Genomic DNA, 24,343 nt, shown 5'->3' with positions numbered 1-24,343 from the left:
TATTAATCTTCGAACAGTTCGCCTTCTTCTCCAATGATATAACCGTCCTCTAGATTTTCATCTTCGTCAAAATCATCTTCCTCATCAAAATCATCCGAAATGCCAACCTCTTTTTTTGGTAATCCTCCAAATAATTCAGTTAGCTGTAAATCCGATTCTTTTTCGTCTAATTCTACGGACGTTATGTCGGTTATGTCTTCAATGTCTTCTTTTATATCGAGTATTTTCGAATCACTTGTAAGAATTTTAACATCTAAGCAAAGTGATTGTAACTCTTTTAATAATACCTTAAAGGATTCTGGAATTCCTGGTTCAGGAATATTGTCCCCTTTAATAATAGCTTCATAAGTCTTAACACGCCCAACGACATCGTCGGATTTCACTGTTAATATTTCTTGAAGAGTATATGCTGCACCGTAAGCTTCTAGCGCCCAAACTTCCATCTCTCCAAATCTTTGTCCACCAAACTGTGCTTTACCACCTAATGGTTGTTGCGTTACTAAAGAGTAAGGTCCAGTAGAACGAGCATGAATCTTATCGTCAACTAAATGGTGGAGTTTTAAATAATGCATGTAACCTACTGTAACATTGCCATCAAAATATTCTCCGGTTCTTCCATCTCTAAGAGAAATTTTTCCATCTTGAGTGATTGGAACACCTTCCCACTCACTTCTGTGAGCTTTATTATCTTCTAAATATTTATAAATATCATCATGAAGAACTTCTTTCCACTTTCCTTCGAAATCATCCCATGTTGTATTCACATAATCATCTGCAAGTTTAAGTGTATCATATATATCTGCTTCATTAGCACCATCGAATACTGGTGACGCAACCTTAAAGCCTAATGCTTTTGCCGCTAGGCCTAAATGGACCTCTAATACTTGCCCGATATTCATACGTGATGGAACCCCTAGCGGGTTAAGCACGATGTCGAGTGGTCTACCATTTGGTAAGAATGGCATGTCTTCTGCAGGTAATATTCTTGAAATTACACCTTTATTACCATGACGTCCAGCCATCTTATCTCCAACAGATATTTTTCTTTTTTGCGCAATATAAACGCGTACAGATTGATTAACTCCTGGAGGTAACTCATCGCCATTTTCTCTTGTAAACACATGAACATCCACAATAATTCCAGTTTCACCATGAGGCACTTTAAGAGATGTATCTCTAACTTCTCTAGCTTTTTCACCGAAAATTGCTCTAAGAAGTCTTTCCTCTGCAGTTAATTCAGTTTCACCCTTTGGAGTAACTTTTCCTACTAGAATATCGCCAGAACGCACTTCAGCTCCAACTCTAATAATACCTCTTTCATCTAAATCCTTAAGCGCATCTTCACCAACACTTGGTACTTCTCTTGTGATTTCTTCAGGTCCAAGCTTAGTATCTCTTGCTTCTGCTTCAAATTCTTCTATATGAATTGATGTGTAAACATCGCCTTTAACTAAATTCTCACTGAGAAGAATTGCATCCTCAAAGTTATAACCTTCCCAAGTCATGAAACCAATTAACGGATTCTTTCCTAGTGCAATTTCTCCGCGTTGGGTAGAAGGACCATCTGCAATAACTGTTCCCTTAACAACCTTTTCGCCCTTATCAACAATAGGTCTTTGATTGATACAAGTTCCTTGATTACTTCTTGAGTATTTTGAAAGCTTGTAAGAATCTCTTTTTCCTGTGCTTGTTTTAATCACTATTTCAGAAGCTGATACTTTTTCTACGATACCGTCATTCATAGCAATTAGAACAACACCTGAATCAACAGCTGCCTTGTGTTCCATACCAGTTCCTACTATCGCAGATTCTGATACTAATAATGGAACTGCCTGACGTTGCATGTTAGATCCCATCAGCGCACGGTTCGCATCATCATTTTCAAGGAAAGGAATCATTGATGTTGCAACAGAGAATACTTGCTTTGGCGAAACATCCATTAAGTCAATTGTTTGTCTTTCCATTTCAGTGATGTCTTCTTTAAAACGTCCAGTAACATATTTATGAACAAATCTACCTTCTGAATCCAAAGGCTCATTTGCTTGTGCTACTCTATAAATTTCTTCTTCATCTGCTGTTACGTATACAATTTCTTCCGTAACAATTGGAGTACCTGAACTTCTATCGATTACACGATAAGGAGCTTCAATAAATCCATATTCATTAATTCTTGCATAACAAGCAAGAGAGTTAATTAATCCAATGTTAGGACCTTCAGGCGTTTCAATCGGACACATTCTTCCATAATGGGAGTGATGGACGTCACGAACCTCAAATCCTGCTCTTTCTCTAGAAAGACCACCAGGACCTAATGCTGATAAACGTCTCTTATGTGTAAGCTCAGCTAATGGATTGGTTTGATCCATGAACTGTGATAATTGAGAACTTCCAAAGAATTCTTTAATTGCTGCTGTAACAGGCCTAATGTTGATCAAGGTTTGAGGTGAAATACCTTCTAAATCTTGAATTGTCATTCTCTCTCTTACAACTCTTTCCATTCTTGATAAACCAATTCTAAATTGGTTTTGTAATAATTCTCCTACCGCACGAATTCTTCTGTTTCCTAAATGATCGATATCATCCTTGTTTCCAACTCCATACTCTAAGTGAATGTTATAATTAATAGAAGCAAAAATATCCTCTTTTGTTATGTGCTTTGGCACTAGCCTAGCAGCATTTTTGGATATAGCTAGCTTTAATTCATCTTCTGTTTCGCATTCATCCATAAGTTCTTTTAATACAGGATAGTACACTTTTTCAAAAATGTCATATTGTTTCACATCAAAATTAATGTATTTAGAAATATCAACAACCATATTGGATAGAACTTTAACCTTATGGTCATCATAGTTAACGTTAACATATGGTATGGCAGCATTTTGTATTTGATCTGCAAGTTCAAGTGTAACTATAGTACCTGCTTCTGCAAGTATTTCACCAGTATTATGGTCTACTACATCATCCGAAAGTACTTGACCTCTAATTCTGCTTCTAAATGCAAGTTTTTTATTAAATTTATAACGGCCCACCTTTGCTAGGTCATATCTTCTTGGATCAAAAAACATTGAACTAAGAAGTGACTCCGCACTTTCTACTGTTGGTGGCTCTCCTGGACGAATACGCTTGTATATTTCAATCAAACCTTCTTCGTAAGAGTTACTACCGTCTTTTTCTATACTTGCTAAAATTTTTGGATCTTCTCCAAATAAATCTATAATCTGCGCATTTGTACCTATTCCCAATGCTCTTATTAAAATTGTAACGGGTACCTTACGCGTTCTATCAACTCTAACATGAAAAATATCATTTGAATCGGTTTCAAATTCTAGCCACGCACCTCTATTAGGAATTACAGTAGCTGAGAATAATTTCTTACCAATCTTATCAAAATCAACTGAATAATAAATACCAGGGGAACGCACTAGCTGACTTACAATAACTCTTTCTGCTCCATTTATAATAAATGTTCCAGTGTTTGTCATCAATGGCAAATCGCCCATAAATATTTCATGTTCATTAATTTCGTCCGTTTCTTTGTTAATTAATCTTACTTTTACCTTTAATGGCGCAGCATAAGTAGCATCTCGTTCTTTACACTCGTCAATGGTGTATTTGAGATCCTTGTTCATTGTAAAATCAATAAACTCGAGTATTAAGTTTCCACTATAATCTGTAATGGGGGATATGTCACGAAATACTTCTTTAAGCCCTTCTTCTAAAAACCATTTGTAGGAATTTTTTTGAACTTCAATTAAGTTAGGCATTTCAAGAACTTCTTTTTTACGAGAATATGTCATTCTTACTGCTTTCTCGTTTTCGATAGGTCTTATCCTATTTTTCTCCATGGTTACGATTCACCCCTTGGTAATATTTATTTTAAGATACAAACGATGGTAATCATCAATGTATCGAAATCACATATGAAAATCGGCTACGTTGAATTAGAATCATTAATACATTTAGACAAGAAAGCAATGCTTCAAGTTGAGAGGAACAATATAAAATGGTTTCTCAATATGTGCATTTAAATAGTAGCATCACGAACAATGTCACTTTTTCGTTATTTTTAGGCTAATGTATCGGACGTTTTTTTGTTAATATTATATGCGAACCTATTAAAGAGCGCACAAATCCATATTAACGCATTATCAAATAATACCATAGTGCTTTTAGGGTGTCAAGCACTTTTTTTCGAACTTTGCAAATATTTTTAACGATGCAACCACAAAGAATATAGGGATTTTTTACATAAAAAAGAGGATACAACAGATTTCTGTCATATCCTCTTATGAATGATTAAGAAAAGCTTAGCCGCCTTTCTTGATCATTTGAATTACTTAACTGTTATTACAGCTCCAACTTCTTCTAACTTAGCTTTAATGTCAGCTGCTTCTTCTTTAGTAGCGCTTTCTTTAACTATTTTTGGAGCTCCATCTACTAAGTCTTTCGCTTCTTTTAATCCAAGACCAGTGATTTCTCTTACTACTTTAATAACTTTAATTTTTTGAGCGCCTGCTTCTGTTAATTCAACATCAAATTCAGTTTTTTCTTCAGCTTCTGCTGACGCTGGGCCAGCTGCTGCTACAGCAACACCTGCTGCTGCTGATACACCAAATTCTTCTTCACACGCTTTTACTAATTCGTTTAATTCTAATAGAGATAATTCTTTAATTGCATCCATAATTTCTTGATTTGTTAACTTTGCCATTTGATTGCACCTCCGAATATTTTTTTGATTTATGCTTCTGTAGTGTCTTCTACTACGTCAGTTGCTACTTCTTTAACTTCTTCTACTACTTCTGCTTTTACTTCTTCAACTTTTACTTCTTCTACTACTTCTGCTTTTACTTCTGCTGCTTGGGCAGTTTCAATTTTACCAGCACCGATACCAGCTGCAGTTGCTGCACCTGTTTCTTCTACTTTTTCTGCAACAGCCTTGATTGTACGAGCGAAAGCAGAGATTGGTGACTTCATGCTACCAAGTAATTTAGAAAGTAATACTTCTCTTGTTGGAATTGTTGCAACAACTTTGATGCCTTCTGCATCATAGTAAACACCTTCAACAACACCAGCTTTGAATTCTAGTTTTTTGTATTTCTTTGTTGATGCCTCTAAAACTCTTGGACCAGCCGTAGCATCTGCATAGCTAATCGCTATTGCGCTAGGACCTTCTAGATGTTTTTTCAAAGCATCAAACTGAGTTCCTTCAAATGCAAAGTTCATCATTGTATTCTTAAATACTTTGTATTCAACATTTGCTTCTCTCAGTTCTTTTCTAAGAGCAGTATCTTCTTCAACTGAAAGACCACGATAGTCTACTAATACTATTGATGAAGCACCCTCTATTTTTTCTTTGATTTCAGTAATTTTCGTCTTTTTGAGATCAAAATTTGGCACGCGTTACACCTCCTTGATTTAATAAAGAACAAAGCGCTTGTCGGCGCGTTACATAATAATTTATGCTATCCAACGCTTTGTCCTATGCTTCGTGGAAAGTAGAACTTTCCTACTGGATAAAAAAACCTCTTCATCCGCAGACAAAGAGGTTGTATTTTATAAAAAACACATTCGTATAAATACGACATATCCTCGGTAGGTTGAAACAATTGTTTCTTTTATGCACAAGCACCTACTGTCTACGGCCAATTTTTATGACAGGTTGAATTATAGCATGTGCTATTTCAATTGTCAACAAAAAGGTAGTTTTATTGTTCGTTGATTTTTGCTGTATTTAATTTAACGCCAGGTCCCATTGTAGAGGATATTGCAACACTACGTAAGTATTGACCTTTTGCAGCTACAGGTTTTGCTTTGATTACAGCACTCATTAAAGTGTGTAAGTTGTCTAATATCTTTTCAGTTCCGAAAGAAACTTTACCAATTGGAACATGAATAATATTAGTTTTATCTAAACGATATTCAATCTTTCCAGCCTTGATATCTTCGATTGCTTTTTTAACGTCCATAGATACTGTTCCAGCTTTAGGATTTGGCATTAAACCTTTTGGTCCAAGTACACGTCCTAATCTACCTACAACACCCATCATGTCTGGTGTAGCTACGACAACTTCGAAGTCTAACCATCCTTCATTTTGGATCTTTGGTATAAGCTCTTCACCACCAACATAGTCAGCTCCAGCTTCCTCAGCTTCTTTCGCTTTCTCACCCTTTGCAAATACTAAAACACGCATTTTTTTCCCTGTACCATGTGGTAAAACAACAGCACCACGTACTTGTTGATCGGCATGACGTCCGTCAACACCTAATTTAATATGTGCTTCAACGCTTTCGTCAAATTTTGCACTTGCTGCCTGAATTACTAATCCAATTCCTGTATTTGTATCATACAAGCTTGTACGATCAATTAGCTTCGCAGCTTCTTTATATCTTTTTCCTCTTTTCATTCCATTAACCTCCTTGTGGTAGTATCGGGAGCTTAGCCCTCCCACAGATTTGACATTTTTCGATTTAGACTCAGATCATATGAATGATTAGTCTACTACAACGATTCCCATACTTCTAGCTGTTCCAGCAACCATACTCATTGCTGCTTCTACACTAGCTGCATTTAAGTCAGGCATTTTAAGTTCAGCAATTTTTCTAAGTTCTGCTTGAGTAATTTTAGCTACTTTATCTTTTTGTGGCACTGCAGATCCTGATTTAAGGTTGCAAGCTTTTTTAAGTAATACTGCAGCTGGTGGAGTCTTTGTTATAAAGCTAAAAGTTCTATCTTGATAAACTGTAATAACAACAGGTGTAATCATACCCATTTCTTTTTCAGTTCTAGCATTGAACTCTTTTGTAAATTGCATAATATTAACACCATGTTGACCAAGAGCTGGTCCAACTGGTGGTGCTGGAGTTGCCTTACCAGCAGGAATTTGAAGCTTAATTATACCGGTTACTTTTTTCGCCATTTCAGCGTACCTCCTAAAAATTGTGGTATTTGCGGGGAATTCCCTCCCACTTGTACGAATTCAATCGTACTAAATGTTCTTAAAGCTCTATCATTTTTGTGAAATCCAGTTCAACTGGTGTGTCTCTACCAAAAATTGATAGATTAACAATAACTGTTCTTTTGTGCTCGTGAATTTCTTTTACTATGCCGACTGAACCTTCAAATGGTCCATCAGTAACTCTTACTGCATCGCCAATTGATACATCGATTTCTACAATCTCTAGATCTATGCCCATAGCTTTTATTTCAGCTTCTGATAATGGTACAGGCTTAGAACCAGGACCGACAAATCCTGTAACACCTCTTGTATTACGAACAACATACCAAGTATCGTCATTCATAAACATTTTTAGAAGAACATAGCCTGGGAAAAGTTTTTTCTCAACTTCTTTTCTTTGACCATTTTTCTCTTCTAAAACTCTGTGTAAAGGAACAACTACTTCGACAATTTGATCATGGAGTTTTCTGTTTTCAACAAGCTTTTCAATATTGGCTTTAACCTTGTTTTCATACCCTGAGTAAGTATGTACTACATACCACTTAGCTTCTTCTGACATAAAATCATCCTTTTCACGTATATGCATTATAAAATGCATACATTATTTTCTTAGTAAGAAAATCGGCTACGCGCCTTAAAAATCTTCGTTAGCTTTCTGCCGCTTTTCCAATTGCTCCTGTAGGAATTTCCTACCAGTAAGAAAATTCAAAAAGCTACCTGTCCTATACAATACCTAAAATATTTTGAACAATAAATATATATCCTACGTCTATTGCAGCTACAACGCCACCAACAACCGCTGAGATAATGATTACTGTCCAAGTTTGTTTCATAAGTGTAGGAACGTTAGGCCAGATTATTTTTTTAAATTCACCTTTTACACCTTTGAAAAAGCTTGTTTTTCTAGTAACACTTGCTTCTCCCATATCGTTCACTTCCTTTTGAGTCTAGTAATACTCCCTATTTCGTTTCTTTATGATTAGTATGAGTTTTACAGAATCTACAATATTTTTTTGTTTCCATTCTTTCGGGATGCTTTTTCTTTTCTTTCATTGTGTTGTAGTTTCTTTGCTTGCATTCCGTACATTCGAGTGTGATTTTAACACGCACAACTTCCACCTCCACTGTCAATGTCAAAACATATTTTGCACCTTTTAGGACATAAAAAAAAAGACCTCTAGATGTGCATACATAAATGTATCATAGAATGTATGGGTTGTCAAGAGATTTTCTGGTGTAAAATTATTTTTTAGAATCGAAAAAATGGGAGGTTCCAGAGTTGTTTTGTTTCTTCATACTTGAGTAGTAATTAGTTACTTCTAGTTTACTTTTTGAATATTCTTTCACTTTTGATTTTTCCATTTTAGCAATGTTATCGAATTGATTTTTGTTACGGCTTTCTTGCACAGTGATGGCAATACCTAGGTCACCAATTTCAACGATTGATTGCTTGAGGGTTTGAAGTTTTTCTTTGTATAACTCTGGATGTGCTTCTATAATGCCTCGAACATTTACGTATATAGCTTGAAAACCCTCATCAATTTCAATCGCTTTATTAATAAATCCATCTTTTTTTTCTACGAGTACATGAAAGGCTTCAAGGTCGAGTTCATCCTTTTCTAAGATGCTTGATTGGTGTTTCGTATATGCTAAGATATCTTGTAGATATAAGGTCTTTTTGTATATAATATTAATAAGAAGGTCTAATTGTGTGTTGATGTTATTCATGAGATCACCTACCTTGTTGTATAAAGTAATCGTTATTATTATACCTATAATCTCATATATAATTTAAAAGAGCAATCCACTTTTGATAACTTTTGTGATTATATAAGTTTTCTATTTTATTCCACAAAAAGTATAATGGAAGCCATCTCCTTCATCACTTCGTAACTTTGCAGCATAGTAACCTATATGTACAGGTTTAAACATTGAAAATTTCTTAATTAAATGCTCTTCGTCTTTAATAAAAGACATATAATATTCTTTAACTTCAAGTCGATCATTTTTAAAATTTACGACACGCAAACCATTGCCAGCATCTTTTGAATTATCGAAAAATTCTGAAGATTTTTCTCCCATCATTGTTGCAAAAAAAACACCACCAGGTTTCATTGATTTCCATAATTTTTCCATACATGCCTCAAAATCCTCATCATTAAAATAATATAATGATTGAATTGCTGTTATCACATCTACATCTTCATGAAAACCATAATATTCATTATTTTGGGGACATGGATCACACACACAAAATCTATCCGCAATATGCGAAAACCTTGCTTGTGCAATACTAATGTCAGTATTACTTATGTCAACACCTTTAACATTAAACCCATGGTTTGCAAAATAATTAACAGCTGCGCCTTGTCCACAACCAAAATCCACCAATTTTTCAAAATTACCACCCAGCTGAAATTGTGGTTTTAGTATTCTTCCATAAAAACGAAACACTTGATGATCAACATTTGGGGCATTGTATCCCTTTTCCCAATAATTTTTGTTTAAACTTAAATAATTCATAAATCATCCCTCTTTTCTTTAATAAAAATCTCTACTTCTTTCTAACAATTACTACCTGATTATAGAAAAACTAGGTTTTTAACTTTAATGCTAGAACAAGTTTATTATTTAAAATAGAATTAAAACCAAAACAGACAAAACCACCGATTATGCCTGCTTTTTTATAATTTCATCATTTTTACTTCTTTCTGTCCATAAAATAAGACATGTCGCTTTGATGTGTATCACTCATATTTTGGTTATACTTAGATGCTACATGCTTGGATTTCTTAAAAGCACTTATATCTTTTCGCTTAACGTTAAATTGCTGCTCTATCTTTTCCTTATTTGTTTCCTCGGCTTTGCTAATATCCTTACCGAGTGAACTGAGTTTTTCGAGCTTATATCGAATTTGATTAATCTGATCTCTGTGCGCTTCTAACCCACTACTCAGAAGTTGTTCATTTTGATCAAGTATTAATGATAAGTCTTCATTTATTTGATCCAGCTTTTGAATAGGATTGTCTTTCGTATTCAGCAGCTCCTCAAAAGATTGCAAATCAACCTCCTCATGTTCTAACACTTTCTCTTGTTCTAGTGTAAGTGTCAGAAGCTGTTGAAATACTTCCAACTTCTGATTAATATAATTTTCAATTGTATTTAATAAGATTATAATACTATCCATTTTATCACTTCCTTCAAAAACAACACCGCCGATTCTAGTCTTTATCACATGAATATTCAATTATAATTTTATATCTATATTTCCTCCAATGTGAGGCGAAACACTTTGTTCCATATTTGGAGTAGCCGTGTTGGCTGCTTGAAGGAGTGTCATTAGGGCTTGTCCCTGTTGTTCCATTAAATCTTTATTAATAGAAAGGACTGAAGTTCCTACTTGAACAGCTAAACTGCTTTTTGCCATGACTGCTGATAGTGCCGCTATGTCCATATAATCATATCCTTAAGTGATATAGTCTAACTAGGAACCGCTTAACATGTTGGTTATATTTGTACTCTGACTATTAGCCCTTTGGATAGCCTTCTCCATTGCTGTAAACTGGGCTCTGTAACGGGTTTCCATCGTTATCATTTTATCTTCTAGCTTTGCCATTCTATCTTCATAATCTACGACCTGCTTCTTCATTTGTTTATCATTGTAAAAAGTGAAAGCACTGTTTAAGCTAGTAGATTTCATTTTTTCTGCCATTTTTGAATACAGTTCATTTCCAATAGCCATAAATAACTCCGCAACTTTTTCAGGGTTTTCATCAATCGCTTTCTTAAGTTTGTTTTCATTCAAACTATATAATGAATCCTCCGAATCGCCTTGAATATGAAGTTTACCTTTTTCTGTGTAATTACCTGTAGTAATGCCAACATCTGAAAGAAATTTAAACCCATCTGAAAGTAGTGAAGTATCTACACCACTACTAGCATTAATAATAATTCTCATAAAGTTTGAGACACTCGTTAACTTGTCATCTCTTCTTAAGAGTGCTTCTTTAACCTTATTTTCCCAATTTTCTATTGTTTTATCATCAAGACTTTCTTTTTCTACATCTGTTAATGGATCATATTTATTTGGGTTAGCATCCAACTTCGTTGCAATTTCTTCAATCAAAGTATTATATGCTTTAATGAAATCTTTAATCCTATTGTAAATTGCATCTTTATTGTCAGTCACGTTAATTTTAATATCATTAACTTCCGCTTTAAAAGTCAAAGATAACCCATTTACAGTGACTGTATTAGAATCTCCTTCAAAGGCAACACCATTGTATTCATAAGTGGATTTTTGCCCGGCTGCACCTAAATCAGCAAATTGAGTATAAAGTGCTTGTGTAGCTGGATCCATAGCGGTATACTCCGTGAGGGTCGCAACAGTACCACCAGCATCTTTATAAAAAATGGCCTCTGTATCTTTGATTTCGTTAAGTGTATTTACATTAAATCCAATTTTTTTGAAAAAGTCACCCTCAAGGGCTGTGTCAACATTTTCGAATTTAATCGTTGAAGCGTCTCCCATCGTAGTAGAATTTAAAAATATACGTTTGTTCTTACTATCATAGGACGCCGTAATATTTAGATCCGCACCATTAATCGCTGTTACTAAGTCACTTATTGTTGCACCTGATGCCAAATTTATATCTGCAGTAGTAGTGCCATCTGACATCTTAAAGGCCATGGCTTCACCAGTTACAACTGTATCGTCACTTATGGCATTGCTATAAAGATGTGCACTTTTGGCTAATTGGGTTACACTAAATGTATGTACTCCTGCTGCAGCCGATGTGGACGCTGATACACTAAGTTTTGTCTCATCACTGACTGTTGCTGATTTTGCTTTATAAGTTCCTGCAGATTTCAAATCAAATACTTGTTTTGTGTAAAAACTATAAAGCTTGGTGTTCATTTCTTCCCAAACTTCTTTTTTCATCTCAACTTTCATCTTTTGTTTATTTACTTTATCGATTTTGTTTTGTTGAGCCTTCATTAAGTCTTTTATAATAGTGTCTGTATCCATTCCAGATGCTAGACCTGATATTTGCATTCCTGCCATAATAATTCACCTACCGATCTTATGCTAACCTATTAATGGGTGGCTTTTTCCCTTTTGCAATGTTCATAGCTTCTTTCCATGTGTCACGAAATTCTCTTAGAAATCCATTGACTTCTTCAAGAATCGAAATGTCTTTTTGAATGTTGGCTTCTATAAGTCTTCTTTGAAGATAGTCATACATTATTGTAAAGCTTTTTGTTACTTCAAACTCTGGATTCAAGGAAGCTTGGAATTCCGAAATAATATCTTCAACCCTAACGATGTTATGATGTGCATCATTCATATTGTTATCATTGATTGCCATAATAGCTTTATTACAAAACTTAATTGCACCATTGTATAACATGAGTGTTAGTTCTTCCTTGGATGCTTGCATAATTGTGTTTGACATGTAGATGTCTTGCTTATTTGTTGTCATAATATAACCTCCAGTTATCTCTTTTCGTCTACTAATATACCCGCCACTTCCCAGAGATGCGCAACCATATCAAGTATTTTTTCTGATGGAATTTCCCTAATAACTGTGTCATTTTCTGTATCTATTACCTTGACCATGATTTGTTTTGTTGTATCATGGATAGAAAATTCTAGTTTTCGATCAAATGAGCGAATATGCTTATTGGCCCTTTCAATTGCTTTAATGACCTCGTGTTCATTTTCTGCCTGACTAATTTCTGCAACTTCAATCGTTGCAGCTTTTATCACTTCTACTTGATGTGCCCTCTGATTGACCACAGGCGCTGCTTCAACACTAGCTGTTACAGAATCCGTTCTGTTTTGTTGAGGTTGTTGAAATGTTTTAACTTCAAACCCGTTACCCTCAATTTTCATAATATAACCTCCTTGTTTGTCATAACTACTATTCACGGTAACATACTACATTCTTTTGTATATGATATATCGGCATATTATCGTAAATATTAATAGATATATGCAAATTCTTACGTTAGAATATTTTATGGAAATTACAGTTTATTTAAGTCTGTTGCTTTTATCCAAGATTTCGTCTTTTCGATGCCATCTTCAAGCGACACTTGTGGAGACCAACCCAGCAATTCTTTTGCCTTATTATAATTACATAAAAGTTTTGCAATTTCACTTTGAGGATGGATATGTTCAACATGGTTGATTTTTTTTATATCCCCAGAAATGATAAGGGCTAAGTCATTTATAGTAATGTCTCTTCCAAGTCCTGCATTCACAATTTCTCCATTTACTTGATCCGAAAATCCAGCTTGTACTACAAAATTGGCACAATCATCTACATAAAGCAAATCTCTTGTCTGAGAACCTTCACCATATATGTTAAGCGATTCTCCTTGCAATGCCTTTTTAATGAATATTGCAATAACTCCACCTTCTCCTCCTGACTTTTGGAAAGGTCCATAGGTGTTAAAAGGCCTTACAACCACAACAGGAAGTTTGTACGCATACCAATAGGATAACACTATATTCTCACCTGCTATCTTACTTGCAGCATATGGAGATGCTGGTTTTATAGGGTCACATTCCGTTATGCCCGATTCATCATTTGCCTTGTCATAAACCATACAGGTACTCATAAAAACCATTTTTGTATTATGCTTTCTGCACTGTTCAAGCACATGAAAGGTTCCAACTGTATCATTTTCAAATGTGGTTTTGGGATCATCGATACTATCTTGAACGTTAATGCTCGCAGCAAGATGATAACAAACCTCATAATTATTCTGAAATAGTTTTTCTAATACTAAATTGTCTTTTATGTCGCCTTTTGTAAACTCAACGAAGTTTTTATTTTCTTCAAATTCCTTCAGGTTTTCCTCACTACCATTTGATAAATTGTCAAGCACCCATACATTATGTTGATCGGCAAGAAGTTTTTTCACTACCCATCTACCTATAAAACCTGCTCCGCCTGTAACAAGTATATTCAAATCTAACACCTCTTTTCTAAGATTGAGCAATCGCATTACGCTAAATCTTACTTATTTTTTTAATAAAAATTATTTACTGAATCTAAATTTTCTTTCGATAAAAATGAATAACTTTTTTAACCGCCTTCATAACATCCTCAACATCCTCATCCTTCATAGTTGGAAATAATGGGAGTGAAATAATTCCTTCGTACAATTCTTCTGCATTTGGACATAGTCCCTTTTCATAACCCAACTTACTATAATAAGGATGCAGATATACCGGAATATAATGCATATTAACCCCTATATTTTCAGCCCTTAACGCATCAAAAATATCATTCCTTGAAGCATTGAGCATCTTAATGTTTAGTTTTATCACAAACAAATGCCAGCTCGAATCGCAGTAATCGGGTATATCTTGTAAAGTAATTTCTTTGATTTTTGAATAGGCAAGCCGATATTTATGAACAATTTCTCTTCTACGCTTTACAAAGTCATCTAATTTACCTAATTGGCTGTTTCCAAGAGCACACTGAATATCAGTTATTCTATAGTTATAACCCAAATGCTGCTGTTCATAATACCAACTACTTTGAGTATGATCTTCTAAAAGTGTTAAGTCCCTAGTAATTCCATGTGTTCTGAATAATAATAGTTTTTTGTAAAGCTCCTCGTTATCTGTTACAACCGCTCCACCCTCACCAGTTGTTATATGCTTAACTGGGTGAAAACTAAATTCACTCATATCTGTAAGACTTCCCACTCTTTTGCCCTTATAGCTTGCGCCAAGAGAATGAGCTGAGTCCTGAATAACAATCAAATTATGTTTTTGGGCGATAAGGTTGATTGCATCAATATCAACTGGCATTCCTGTATAATCAACAGGGATGATTGCTTTTGTTTTCGAAGTAATCTTTTTCTCAATTTCTTTGGGATTAATGTTCCAAGTTTTTGGGTCAATATCTGCAAAGACGGGCGTTCCACCACAATAAAGAATGCAATTAGCTGAAGCCGCAAAGGTCATTGGTGTCGTGATTACCTCATCGCCTTCTGTTATGCCCGCCGCAAAGCAGGCAGCATGGAGGGCGGCCGTCCCATTGGAAACAGCGACTGCAAACTTTGTACCAACTGACTGTGCAAGGTTTTTTTCAAATGCATCCACCATCGGACCACAAGTAACAAAATCGCTCTTTAACGTTGCAACAACTGCTGCTATATCGTCGTCATCTATGTATTGTTTTCCATATGGTAAAAGACTATCACGCACTGGTCTTCCTTTATGTATTGCGAGTTGGCTTTCTTTATCATTTAGCATATTTCCACCTCTTTTATAGCGAGTATTTAAGTTTTACGCTTGATTTTACTCTTACTCTTACTCTATATCTTGATCTTTATCTTTACCTTTATAAACAAACATCTTGACTTAAACCTATAGTTTTTAATAAGACTTATATCATTTGCAATAGTTTTTCAACAATTCTACTGCAGCCGTTTCCGTCCACCAGTTTTTGTCCATTAGAGCTAATTTCTTTTCTTTTTTCAAAGTTTTCCATTAAATTGGAAAGGTTCTTTATAAGACTTTCTTCTTCTAATTCATTATGCCAACCTATCGATTGTACAAGTCCAAGTTCGTTCATTCTCAATACTATCCCCAGCTGATTATCCGCCACTATAAAAGAAATTGTAGGTGTACCACAAGCACAAAGTTCGTAAAGCGTACTGCCTCCTGATGAAATAGCTATGTCAGATTGCAGCATAATTTCGGATATTTTCTTAGGGTTTTCATATAAAACAAAATTTTTGTGTTCAAGGGCAAGTTTATTGAGTTCTGATTTATTTGAAAAAGCAGATCCAACTATGAGATTGATTTGTATATTCTCAAATTTCGAATTGGTTAAAATCCATTTGGATAATTTCTGAGAAAGTCCAAATAAATCCGAGCCGCCTGTAGTTATCATTATTTGAGTAATTTCTTTAGCAACAATTCTTTTGGGCAAATCTTTAAATTCATTACGAATCATATTATAATCAATTCCAAGGAGCATTTGCTCAGCTACAGTATGTTTTGTGTAATTAAGGTCTGTAGCATTTATGTTTCCGTTAATGATCATATCCACTGGGTAATTGAAACGATTGATATCATCTATGTAAACAGTTTTCACCTCTTGTTTGAGCGCTGAAAAAAAATCCATAGAGACGTTATATGAATCTATGATTAAAATTTGGGGCTTCACGTTACTGATTAAATTAATTATATAACCCGATTCCTCGATTAAATCCTCTGGGCTACCATAATAAAACCCTTCACTCGAATCTTCTATATCACATGGTATCCTAAATGCCTTAAAGCCACTACTTATGACCTTGCTTTCTCCCTCTTTATGTTTGGTAATAAACGCAACTTCAACACCTGCATTTTTTAATTCCTTTGCAAGTGAAAGACAGCGTATTATATGACCCATACCGATTCTTTGGCTTCCGTCTACTCTAAAGAGAATTTTCAACATTTTTATTCAACCTTTCTAATCAGTTCAAAAGCTTCTACATATTTCTTTCCTACAACAGTTCCCCACCTTTTCGCAATTACTTCAAGAGCTTCTAACGATCTAGGATGAGGATACTCCCTTATTTCTGATTTATATTCAGCCATAGCATTAAGCTTGTACTCAATTGTACTTTCGATGTCTACAAATACATTTGGTTTGAATAAATTATCTCCATATTGGAAATTCCATTCCGTAGATGAAGGCGTTTCAAAGCAATAAATTTCCTTTGTAAAATAATCACCGATAGGTCTGCAAGCCGTAATTACTGCATTGAAAGTGACTCTATGGTCAATATTTAGGTCACCATAGTGATGTGTGTAAATTATCTCAGGTTGAACTTCCTGAATGAATTTATCAACTTCTTTTACCACATCCAAAAAATCAACAGAATCAAATCGATTATCTGGAAGATTCGAAAAATACACCTTGTTAAATCCAATTATTGCAGCCGCCTTCAAAGTATCTTCCTTAAGAATATCCAGCTGTTTTTTTTCTGTATCAAGACGGTTGTTTTCTCTTGATGTTAATCCCTCTCCTAATATAAGGCAGTCTACGGTGTGCCCTGCAAGGGTTAATTTCTTTATTGTTCCGCCAAGGCCAAGTATTTCATCATCAGGATGTGCTACTATGACTAAAATTTTACTCATTGTTATCCACCTCTTTTATCTCAACGTCTGCAATGATCTTTCCGTTTTTCAAAGATGCTCTTGAAAATTCTAATCGTAATCCCCCAAAATTGATATATGCCTTGGGATAGCCCTCACCATCAAGCATCCTTATATAATCATATATCTTTTCAAGGTTGAAGTCATCTGTAATTTCTCCATCTTCGATTTTTCTTCTTTTAAATACTACCGCTTCCCCATTTTGTTCAACAGGCAATAATTTATTGTCCAATATTTTAGGTATCATTTCTCTAAATATAGTATTTGAGGCTCTAATAAATATTTCCTCAGCTGTACCGTTTAAATTCAGTGTCTCTTTTATATAAATTGGCCCTGCATCAAGACCTCCGTCTACTTTTAAAGCTGAAATTTTTGTATCTCTAATACCATTTGCAATTAAATTCTGCAAAGGGCTTCCCCCTCTTCCAAATGGCAAATCCGTCATATGAAAAACTACACATGTAAACGCTTCATATATTTCTTTTGGAATCATCCATGACCAATGGGTAAAAAATATATATTCTGGATCAAGCTCTTGAAGCTTTTGGTAATTAAGCTCTTCCTTGTTATCAATTATATGAACATTTACTTGCTTACTTACTACCTGCTTAAATTCTAATGCATTCTTTATGTTCCAACTTTTAACAGTGGCAATTACAATGTTCATTTTATTCCACCATCCCCCATTCAATCGGCATTCCCATTTCAATATCTCTGACAGCTCGTTTACCAAGTATATCAGGCATGAATTTAGGCTTTAACCCATAACCTGGTCTAATAATTCGTATGTTTTTCTCATTAAAGGCTTCACCTTTACTAATATTCGTAACTGAAAAAATTGACCTTCTGAATATAATACTGATCTTTTCTTCTTCAGATACCTTGTAAGATACCTTGCCCAATGCTTTTTCAGTATCTCTTATATTTTTAACCATCTCAGAAAATTCTCTTGGCTCCATCGAAAACGATGCATCTGGGTTTTCAATTCTCCTACTTATACAGAAATGCTTTTCTACAATTTTAGCACCTAACGCAACGGCTGCAATAGCCGAAACTGACCCCAGTGTGTGATCAGACAGGCCAACAGGATATCCAAATGCATCTGCTAAGTGGTTAATCGTTTTCAAATTCATATCCTCTGGGATTGCAGGATATACACTTGAGCACTTGAGAAGAAATAGATCGTGATTGCCTTCATTTTCAGCAGCTTCAACAGCCTCCTGAATTTCATCAAAGCTTCCCATTCCTGTAGATATTATAATCGGTTTTTGTTTTGATGCAACATATTTGATTAAAGGGATATCCACTAACTCAAAAGATGCTATTTTATATGTTGTTACTCCAATACTTTCCAGAAAATCGACAGCTGAATTATCGAAGGGGGTTGAAAGAAAATCAATACCAATTTTATCTGCCTCATCTTTAATTCTCGCTTGCCATTCCCAAGGGGTAAATGCTTTTTTATATAAATTATATAGGTTTTCACCCTGCCAGGTTCCTTTTGAAATATTGAAATACTTATTGTCGCAGTCAATTGTCATGGTGTCAGGCGTATAAGTTTGAATCTTTATGCAATCTGCTCCTGCTTCTTTTGCAGCATGTATAATTTCTATTGCTCTATCAAGGCTACCTGCATGATTAGCAGACATTTCGGCTATGATATAGCACCGTGGTGATGCTACGATTGGATTACCTTCACACATAAAAACTCCTCCTTTTATCTATCCTGATTTAACCATTTGAATTCCTTCCATCCATTTGTTATCTCTAATTGATAACCTGCTTTAAGGAAAGCTTTTTCAGAAGCCACATTACTATTCTTAACCTTACCAATTAATTCGCTGAACACAAATTCGTCTTTTATGAGTTGATCCGGTAACAACTTCAACATTTCAGATCCAAACCCTTTTCCTCTGAATTGCGAATCAACATAATAGTCAATTATTCCAACATGATTTGTGAAATCAAGTCTTACTTGTCCAATCTGTACTTTCATTTCTTCTTTTTCAACACAAATATAAATAACAGTATTCGGATCATTCATTTTTGAACGAAACCACTTATTATGTTCCTCGAAGGAAATGAATTCTGTGTTAAAAGCGTTCTTTCGAGTTAGTGGATCATTTACCCATTTATATAACAGGAGACAATCTTGATTCGTATGCGCTTTTTTAAATTCCAACTTCATAAAGTCACCTATTTTTCAAATTTATATATTATTTAGTGAACTTCCTTTTGCCTTATCATTTCGTTTATTTTTAATAGCTCTGGTTCATTTTGTATCAGTTCAAGAATTTCCTTTTGATAAAAACGATTATCGCCATGATATAATCTTTTATATATATTCTCAACAAATTCAAAATCTTCAATTGTGTCAACTGTCCATCGAAATTGCGAATTATCTTGTTGCTGTTTATAGAAGTATTTATGTTCTGTATTTTCATATATATATATTGTTACATGTTCTCGATGGCTTTTCTCTACAGCCTTTATATTTGCACCTTCAAGTGCTTTAAATGAAAAGATTTCAGTGTCAAGTCCTCTTGGATAAGTTCTAAATTGAGGATCTACCGTTGCATTTGATACAATATCGTACTCATTCGTCTTAAAAAACTCAAGTATTTCTGTGATAACTAGTGGATCAATCAGCGGACAATCTCCTGTAACACGTATAACTATATCAAGATTCTCTTTTTTAGCGGCTTCATAATATCGTGACAAAACATCTTCCTCACTGCCACGATAAACTATCACATTTTGAGTACGAGCAACTAGCTCAACTGCATCATCCATCTCGTTCGTTGTTGTGGCAACAATTATTTCATCAATACCAATAACCTGCTTCAATCTTTCTAAAACGCGAACTAACATCGGTTGTCCTTCTAAATTCATCAAAACTTTTCTAGGTAACCTTGTTGAACCCATTCTTGCTTGAACAATTATCCCAGTTTTCATATAAAACCTCTCTCTTTGAAGTTATTTATATCATTGTGTTTATATTTCTTACGGGTATTCCATTTTTAGCCATATATTTCTTAGCCTCAAGTGGTGTTTGTTCGGTGAAATGAAAAATACTTGCTGCAGCAACAGCCGATGCATGTCCTAGGACAATAGCATCAACAAAGTGCTGATAATTTCCTACCCCTCCAGATGCAATAACCGGAATGTTAACGGCCTTAGCAACTTTTTGAATAAGTTCTATATCATATCCCTGCATAGTACCATCATTTTCAATAGATGTAATCAATAACTCTCCAGCACCCCTAGATTCCATTTCCTTCGCCCATTCTGTAACGTTCACTTCCTCCAGGCGCGTTCCACACTCTGAATAACAACTGTAAGAACCATCAGAAGTCTTTTTACAATCAATGCTAACAACAACGCATTGGGAACCAAATCTTTCCGAGGCTCTGTTTACCAAATCAGGATCCCTGTAAGCTGCACTATTGATTGCAATCTTATCCGCCCCTGCTCGTAGTAAATTTTTAATATGTTCTATATCTGAAACGCCTCCACCAACTGTCATTGGAACAAAACATTCACTGGAAAAATCAGAAATAGAATCGTAGTCAGGTTCTCTACCATCTTTCGTAGCAGAAATATCCATAAGAATTATTTCATCAACCTCACGAAGATTATATACTTTGATTGCAGGCAAAACGGTGTCAACTCGCCTCCAGCTATCAAATGACTTTCCCTTAACAAGTCCTACGTCTTTCCAAAGTAAAGTAGGTATCACTCTTACTTTTAGCATATTTCTCCTTTAACAATAATTCAAAAAGTTTTTGATTAATTTAAAGCCCATTCTCTGACTTTTTTCCGGATGAAACTGTGCGCCAAATATATTTTGTCTGTTTACAACAGAAACAAATCCTCCACAATACGGAGTGGTTCCCAGTACGTCCATATGATTTTCCACTCTAAAATGATAGCTATGAACGAAGTAAAAGTCTGCTTTATCTGGTAATCCTTCAAAAAGAGGATGAGGCTGCTTCTGGTGCAACTCATTCCAGCCTACATGGGGAATTCGATCTTGATAGGACTTGTCAAAACGAATCACCTCTCCTTGGATCAATCCAAGTCCTTTTGTTCGTTCACCTTCTTCACCCCACTCAGCTAGAAGCTGCATGCCAAGGCAGATTCCCAAAATAGGTATACCTAAATTAGCATTTTTTTGAATTTCCGGTACCCACCCATTTATTGTAAGCATTTTCATAGCATCCGGAAAGGCACCCACTCCTGGTAGTACGATGTGAGTTGCCTCATCTAGTTCTGAAGGTTGAGTTGTAATAAAAGAATCTGCACCACACTCTTCAAAAGCTCTTTTTACTGATAATAGGTTGCACATTCCATAATCGATAATTGCCACTTTCATATATACTGTCACCAACTTTATATATTATCATCATTTAACTTTTGCAGATTTCCCGCACTATCTTTAATCAAATTCCCTCTAGCATCTAATTTAAAAATTTTCTTATTTGTAAAACGATCACACACTTTAATAAATTCATCTACACTCATATCTAGTGGCTCTAAAATTTTCTCTAATGGTTTCCCTAGGTATGTCCAAGGAAATTTACCGTCATGCATTTTAACAAGCTCAATAGCATCTTCACGTAGAATTCTACCTCTTCTTGCATGCAGAGATGCAATATCGGTAGCTCGTCCAAAACCAAATTTCAGAAATTTGAAATAATCATGAATACCTGTTTGATGATTGTCAACATTTTCATAGTTTACGATAGAACCTTCAACAGTTTTCTCAAATGCCTTAAATCCATGTGCCTCTGAAAGTAATGCATTTGAATAACCATCCCAAGGAAGGTAATGCCCTAAGAAGATACCCGTTACACCAACACGTTTCAGTTCTTCATCAGACGGATATGTAAAAGGGATGATATGCTTTTTCTCAATGCCTTCTGTACCAATTAAATCAGTTACACGAAGACCCAGTAAACCGCCAAACTCCTCAAGCCATCTTCTGTCAAGTACATTATGTTCGCTTTCTGCTGCTGGTCCCCCAAATTCATTTTGAGAGTTTTCTCCCCATATAAGAAGTGGAACATTATACTGAACTGCTGCATTAATTGGTATTGTAAATATACCTGCATGTTCAGGCCATGAGATATCTCCAACTTGAGTTAATCCAATTCTATTTAATTTAGCGCGTATCTTCCTATTTGAGGTAATTTCAATATAGTCTACCCCCATATTTTGAAGGTTCGTAATATTCTGTCTTCCTATATCAGACAAATCACATGTTGTCGCAGTGACACAGAGAGGGTTCATACCGAGTTGCAGCATTCTAATGACTTGGTAAGTACTATCCTTTCCGCCGCTCACTGGAATAATACAGTCCCAATTCGAACCATCCTTTGAGCGATATTTGTCTAAAATGATTAAAAGCTCCTGTTTTCTTTTATCCCAATCGATTTCTGTACGCTTCTCATAACTACGGCATGCATTGCAAACTCCCTCACTGTCAAGCGCAAGGTTTGGCCTCGTGTCAGGCATTACACATTTTTTACAGTAATGAATCATCTCTATGCCTCCGTCTTTTTATTGTTTTTTTCTAACAAGAACCAAGTAATGTCATCTTGTGGGAAATTAGGATCGCGTCGATAAACAAATCCATAATCTAAGAGCTTCAAATCCGGGAACTTGTCCAACATATCACCTGCAAAATCTCGTTTAAAAAGTCGATCCTGATGGCCTCTGTATTCAATTGCAACTGGAGATGGATTATAATATTCAGCAATAAGGATATATTTTTGACTAAAATCATAAAGCTTCTGATAGACACCATCAAGTACATCTGGATTAATATGAATCAAGACTCCTCTAATGACGACTATATCATACAGGGAAGTTTGTGGACATGTAAGAATGGATTCTTGAAATACTTTCACCCATTGTTTTTCTCTCAAATAATCTGCTGCTGTCTGGTTGATTTCAATTGCTGCAAATTCTGCATCTGGCAGCAGTAGCTTTATTGCATCCAGATTGACTCCTATATTTGCTCCAAACTCAATTACCGAAGAAATATTGCTGGTTTTCTTCAAGATCTCGCTAAATAAAGCTATACTACTTGCTAGAATTCTCTCCTGTTGGTTTCGGTTTATATACTGATCTCCAAATTCACCAGCCCAGAACTCTTCCTGCTTTGTTTGATATGACATGGAATCACCTGCTTTCAAAATAATTTTCATCAAGGAATGTATGAATTTCTGACTTTGTAAGTACCGTTTCACTCATAGATGATATCACGTTAATCATTGCATCTTGTTGTTCAGCTTTTTCTAAATCTTGACTCAAAAACAACTCCGGCTTGATCACATACATTTCATCTAATTCAAATGCTCGTTGAGATTCTTCTTCCGTCATAAGTTCCTCATACATTTTTTCTCCAGCTCTGAGGCCGATAACCTCTTTCATTATATCTTTAGGATTAATATTTTCCTCCCGACAAATACGTTCAATAACAACATCCACCAAATCGATTAGTTTAATAGTTGGCATTTTCAAAACAAATACTTCACCACCAGTAGCTAGTTCAGCAGCCTTGATGGTTAATTCTGCTGCTTGTGAAATACTCATCATGTATCTCGTCATTTCTGGAACAGTAATTGAAACTTTTCTATCTTTTAAAATTTGTTTTCTAAAAAACGGAATAACTGAGCCTCTTGAACCCATAACATTACCAAATCTGACAACCGAAAACATCGTGCCACCCATTCCCTGGGTAAAATTAGCGGAAATGATCAAGCGTTCAGCCAAAAGCTTTGTCGCACCCATAACGTTAGTGGGTCCAATAGCCTTGTCTGTGCTCGTAAAAACAACTTTTTTTACATTGTTCGCCATAGCCGTATTAATTACATTTTCTGTGCCGATCACATTCGTTCGTACTGCTTCAAAAGGGTTGTATTCACAAGCAGGTACATGTTTCATGGCAGCCAAGTCGAATACAATATCAATATCATTCATAGCCCTATTCAATCGACTAACATCTCTGACATCACCTATTAGGAATCGAAGCTTGCTGTTGTATTCAGCTAGCTCCTGCTCAAGCTCAAATTGTTTGAATTCATCCCTACTAAGAATTCTCACAACTTTCGGGTTATATGATAATATGAATTTGCAAATTTGTCGACCGATAGTACCTGTTCCGCCGATTATAAGTATAGATTGATTCTCAAACAAAGTTGTTACC

General features: G+C 35.3%; 28 protein-coding genes. All 28 read right to left on the bottom strand.

From position 1 onward, the window contains the following. Positions 1-2: 2 nt before the first annotated feature. On the bottom strand, positions 3-3,845 hold the full coding sequence (locus CVU84_08475; GenBank protein ID PKM94949.1) for a DNA-directed RNA polymerase subunit beta: 3,843 nt from the start codon (positions 3,843-3,845) through the stop codon (positions 3-5). A gap of 488 nt (positions 3,846-4,333) precedes the next feature. Further along, complete coding sequence (locus tag CVU84_08470; GenBank protein PKM94948.1) at positions 4,334-4,708, bottom strand: 50S ribosomal protein L7/L12; 375 nt, start codon at positions 4,706-4,708, stop codon at positions 4,334-4,336. A gap of 29 nt (positions 4,709-4,737) precedes the next feature. After that, a complete protein-coding gene (locus CVU84_08465) occupies positions 4,738-5,397 on the bottom strand; it encodes a 50S ribosomal protein L10 (GenBank protein ID PKM94947.1) in 660 nt (219 codons plus the stop codon). Between the two features lie 308 nt (positions 5,398-5,705). Next, positions 5,706-6,404 carry a 50S ribosomal protein L1 gene (locus tag CVU84_08460; protein ID PKM94946.1) on the bottom strand — a complete coding sequence of 233 codons (699 nt, stop codon included), beginning with the start codon at positions 6,402-6,404 and terminating at the stop codon, positions 5,706-5,708. 87 nt (positions 6,405-6,491) lie between these two features. Next, positions 6,492-6,917, bottom strand: coding sequence for a 50S ribosomal protein L11 (gene rplK / locus CVU84_08455; protein PKM94945.1), 426 nt, complete (start codon positions 6,915-6,917; stop codon positions 6,492-6,494). A gap of 79 nt (positions 6,918-6,996) precedes the next feature. After that, positions 6,997-7,515: a transcription termination/antitermination protein NusG gene (locus CVU84_08450; GenBank protein PKM94944.1), complete on the bottom strand. Its 519-nt coding sequence runs from the start codon at positions 7,513-7,515 to the stop codon at positions 6,997-6,999. A 163-nt stretch (positions 7,516-7,678) separates the two neighbouring features. Further along, complete coding sequence (secE, locus tag CVU84_08445; GenBank protein ID PKM94943.1) at positions 7,679-7,882, bottom strand: preprotein translocase subunit SecE; 204 nt, start codon at positions 7,880-7,882, stop codon at positions 7,679-7,681. A gap of 34 nt (positions 7,883-7,916) precedes the next feature. Further along, positions 7,917-8,066 (bottom strand): 50S ribosomal protein L33, encoded by a 150-nt coding sequence (gene rpmG, locus CVU84_08440; GenBank protein PKM94942.1) that lies wholly within the window; start codon positions 8,064-8,066, stop codon positions 7,917-7,919. Positions 8,067-8,198: 132 nt separating this feature from the next. Then, on the bottom strand, positions 8,199-8,684 hold the full coding sequence (locus CVU84_08435) for a hypothetical protein (protein ID PKM94941.1): 486 nt from the start codon (positions 8,682-8,684) through the stop codon (positions 8,199-8,201). Positions 8,685-8,795: 111 nt separating this feature from the next. Next, a complete protein-coding gene (locus tag CVU84_08430) occupies positions 8,796-9,479 on the bottom strand; it encodes a hypothetical protein (GenBank protein PKM94940.1) in 684 nt (227 codons plus the stop codon). A gap of 178 nt (positions 9,480-9,657) precedes the next feature. After that, on the bottom strand, positions 9,658-10,203 hold the full coding sequence (locus tag CVU84_08425) for a hypothetical protein (protein PKM94939.1): 546 nt from the start codon (positions 10,201-10,203) through the stop codon (positions 9,658-9,660). Then, positions 10,204-10,410, bottom strand: a complete 207-nt coding sequence (locus CVU84_08420; GenBank protein ID PKM94938.1) for a putative motility protein — start codon at positions 10,408-10,410, stop codon at positions 10,204-10,206. Between the two features lie 30 nt (positions 10,411-10,440). After that, complete coding sequence (locus tag CVU84_08415; GenBank protein PKM94937.1) at positions 10,441-12,021, bottom strand: hypothetical protein; 1,581 nt, start codon at positions 12,019-12,021, stop codon at positions 10,441-10,443. A 19-nt stretch (positions 12,022-12,040) separates the two neighbouring features. After that, positions 12,041-12,439 carry a flagellar export chaperone FliS gene (gene fliS / locus CVU84_08410; protein PKM94936.1) on the bottom strand — a complete coding sequence of 133 codons (399 nt, stop codon included), beginning with the start codon at positions 12,437-12,439 and terminating at the stop codon, positions 12,041-12,043. Positions 12,440-12,453: 14 nt separating this feature from the next. Next, complete coding sequence (locus CVU84_08405; protein PKM94935.1) at positions 12,454-12,852, bottom strand: flagellar biosynthesis protein FlaG; 399 nt, start codon at positions 12,850-12,852, stop codon at positions 12,454-12,456. A 134-nt stretch (positions 12,853-12,986) separates the two neighbouring features. Next, entirely contained in the window at positions 12,987-13,937 is a 951-nt protein-coding gene (locus CVU84_08400) for an NAD-dependent dehydratase (GenBank protein ID PKM94934.1), read from the bottom strand. An 82-nt stretch (positions 13,938-14,019) separates the two neighbouring features. Next, entirely contained in the window at positions 14,020-15,234 is a 1,215-nt protein-coding gene (gene pseC / locus CVU84_08395) for a UDP-4-amino-4,6-dideoxy-N-acetyl-beta-L-altrosamine transaminase (protein ID PKM94933.1), read from the bottom strand. Between the two features lie 133 nt (positions 15,235-15,367). Next, a complete protein-coding gene (gene pseG / locus CVU84_08390; protein PKM94932.1) occupies positions 15,368-16,426 on the bottom strand; it encodes a UDP-2,4-diacetamido-2,4,6-trideoxy-beta-L-altropyranose hydrolase in 1,059 nt (352 codons plus the stop codon). 2 nt (positions 16,427-16,428) lie between these two features. Then, complete coding sequence (locus CVU84_08385) at positions 16,429-17,112, bottom strand: GlcNAc-PI de-N-acetylase (protein PKM94931.1); 684 nt, start codon at positions 17,110-17,112, stop codon at positions 16,429-16,431. Then, positions 17,105-17,797 (bottom strand): methionyl-tRNA formyltransferase, encoded by a 693-nt coding sequence (locus CVU84_08380; GenBank protein ID PKM94930.1) that lies wholly within the window; start codon positions 17,795-17,797, stop codon positions 17,105-17,107. The genes CVU84_08385 and CVU84_08380 overlap by 8 nt, the downstream gene beginning before the upstream one ends. A gap of 1 nt (position 17,798) precedes the next feature. Further along, positions 17,799-18,833, bottom strand: coding sequence for a pseudaminic acid synthase (pseI, locus tag CVU84_08375; GenBank protein ID PKM94929.1), 1,035 nt, complete (start codon positions 18,831-18,833; stop codon positions 17,799-17,801). Between the two features lie 14 nt (positions 18,834-18,847). Then, complete coding sequence (locus CVU84_08370) at positions 18,848-19,318, bottom strand: GNAT family N-acetyltransferase (GenBank protein ID PKM94928.1); 471 nt, start codon at positions 19,316-19,318, stop codon at positions 18,848-18,850. 32 nt (positions 19,319-19,350) lie between these two features. Continuing rightward, positions 19,351-20,085 (bottom strand): acylneuraminate cytidylyltransferase, encoded by a 735-nt coding sequence (locus tag CVU84_08365; GenBank protein PKM94927.1) that lies wholly within the window; start codon positions 20,083-20,085, stop codon positions 19,351-19,353. A gap of 25 nt (positions 20,086-20,110) precedes the next feature. Then, entirely contained in the window at positions 20,111-20,884 is a 774-nt protein-coding gene (locus tag CVU84_08360; GenBank protein ID PKM94926.1) for an imidazole glycerol phosphate synthase cyclase subunit, read from the bottom strand. Between the two features lie 9 nt (positions 20,885-20,893). Beyond that, on the bottom strand, positions 20,894-21,505 hold the full coding sequence (locus CVU84_08355; GenBank protein PKM94925.1) for an imidazole glycerol phosphate synthase subunit HisH: 612 nt from the start codon (positions 21,503-21,505) through the stop codon (positions 20,894-20,896). Positions 21,506-21,522: 17 nt separating this feature from the next. Next, positions 21,523-22,674 (bottom strand): N-acetyl sugar amidotransferase, encoded by a 1,152-nt coding sequence (locus CVU84_08350; protein PKM94924.1) that lies wholly within the window; start codon positions 22,672-22,674, stop codon positions 21,523-21,525. 2 nt (positions 22,675-22,676) lie between these two features. Further along, on the bottom strand, positions 22,677-23,312 hold the full coding sequence (locus CVU84_08345) for a pseudaminic acid biosynthesis-associated methylase (protein ID PKM94923.1): 636 nt from the start codon (positions 23,310-23,312) through the stop codon (positions 22,677-22,679). A gap of 4 nt (positions 23,313-23,316) precedes the next feature. Next, entirely contained in the window at positions 23,317-24,333 is a 1,017-nt protein-coding gene (locus tag CVU84_08340) for a hypothetical protein (GenBank protein ID PKM94922.1), read from the bottom strand. Between the last annotated feature and the right edge of the window lie 10 nt (positions 24,334-24,343).

This window comes from Firmicutes bacterium HGW-Firmicutes-1 (assembly GCA_002841625.1).
In the GTDB taxonomy this organism is placed as follows: domain Bacteria; phylum Bacillota; class Clostridia; order Lachnospirales; family Vallitaleaceae; genus HGW-1.
Note: the sequence above shows the minus strand (reverse complement) of the source record. Positions and strands in the feature narration are given on the sequence as shown.

Coding starts and splice junctions, on each gene's coding strand:
- CVU84_08470 (PKM94948.1), bottom strand. CDS start 4,708: ATGGCAAAGTTAACAAATCAAGAAATTATGGATGCAATTAAAGAATTA.
- CVU84_08380 (PKM94930.1), bottom strand. CDS start 17,797: ATGAACATTGTAATTGCCACTGTTAAAAGTTGGAACATAAAGAATGCA.
- rplK (PKM94945.1), bottom strand. CDS start 6,917: ATGGCGAAAAAAGTAACCGGTATAATTAAGCTTCAAATTCCTGCTGGT.
- pseG (PKM94932.1), bottom strand. CDS start 16,426: ATGTTGAAAATTCTCTTTAGAGTAGACGGAAGCCAAAGAATCGGTATG.
- CVU84_08420 (PKM94938.1), bottom strand. CDS start 10,410: ATGGACATAGCGGCACTATCAGCAGTCATGGCAAAAAGCAGTTTAGCT.
- pseC (PKM94933.1), bottom strand. CDS start 15,234: ATGCTAAATGATAAAGAAAGCCAACTCGCAATACATAAAGGAAGACCA.
- fliS (PKM94936.1), bottom strand. CDS start 12,439: ATGACAACAAATAAGCAAGACATCTACATGTCAAACACAATTATGCAA.
- CVU84_08365 (PKM94927.1), bottom strand. CDS start 20,085: ATGAAAACTGGGATAATTGTTCAAGCAAGAATGGGTTCAACAAGGTTA.
- CVU84_08460 (PKM94946.1), bottom strand. CDS start 6,404: ATGAAAAGAGGAAAAAGATATAAAGAAGCTGCGAAGCTAATTGATCGT.
- CVU84_08350 (PKM94924.1), bottom strand. CDS start 22,674: ATGATTCATTACTGTAAAAAATGTGTAATGCCTGACACGAGGCCAAAC.
- CVU84_08475 (PKM94949.1), bottom strand. CDS start 3,845: ATGGAGAAAAATAGGATAAGACCTATCGAAAACGAGAAAGCAGTAAGA.
- CVU84_08360 (PKM94926.1), bottom strand. CDS start 20,884: ATGCTAAAAGTAAGAGTGATACCTACTTTACTTTGGAAAGACGTAGGA.
- CVU84_08370 (PKM94928.1), bottom strand. CDS start 19,318: ATGAAGTTGGAATTTAAAAAAGCGCATACGAATCAAGATTGTCTCCTG.
- CVU84_08405 (PKM94935.1), bottom strand. CDS start 12,852: ATGAAAATTGAGGGTAACGGGTTTGAAGTTAAAACATTTCAACAACCT.
- CVU84_08355 (PKM94925.1), bottom strand. CDS start 21,505: ATGAAAGTGGCAATTATCGATTATGGAATGTGCAACCTATTATCAGTA.
- secE (PKM94943.1), bottom strand. CDS start 7,882: ATGGGAGAAGCAAGTGTTACTAGAAAAACAAGCTTTTTCAAAGGTGTA.
- CVU84_08345 (PKM94923.1), bottom strand. CDS start 23,312: ATGTCATATCAAACAAAGCAGGAAGAGTTCTGGGCTGGTGAATTTGGA.
- CVU84_08385 (PKM94931.1), bottom strand. CDS start 17,112: ATGAGTAAAATTTTAGTCATAGTAGCACATCCTGATGATGAAATACTT.
- CVU84_08450 (PKM94944.1), bottom strand. CDS start 7,515: ATGTCAGAAGAAGCTAAGTGGTATGTAGTACATACTTACTCAGGGTAT.
- CVU84_08430 (PKM94940.1), bottom strand. CDS start 9,479: ATGAATTATTTAAGTTTAAACAAAAATTATTGGGAAAAGGGATACAAT.
- pseI (PKM94929.1), bottom strand. CDS start 18,833: ATGTGTGAAGGTAATCCAATCGTAGCATCACCACGGTGCTATATCATA.
- CVU84_08435 (PKM94941.1), bottom strand. CDS start 8,684: ATGAATAACATCAACACACAATTAGACCTTCTTATTAATATTATATAC.
- CVU84_08415 (PKM94937.1), bottom strand. CDS start 12,021: ATGGCAGGAATGCAAATATCAGGTCTAGCATCTGGAATGGATACAGAC.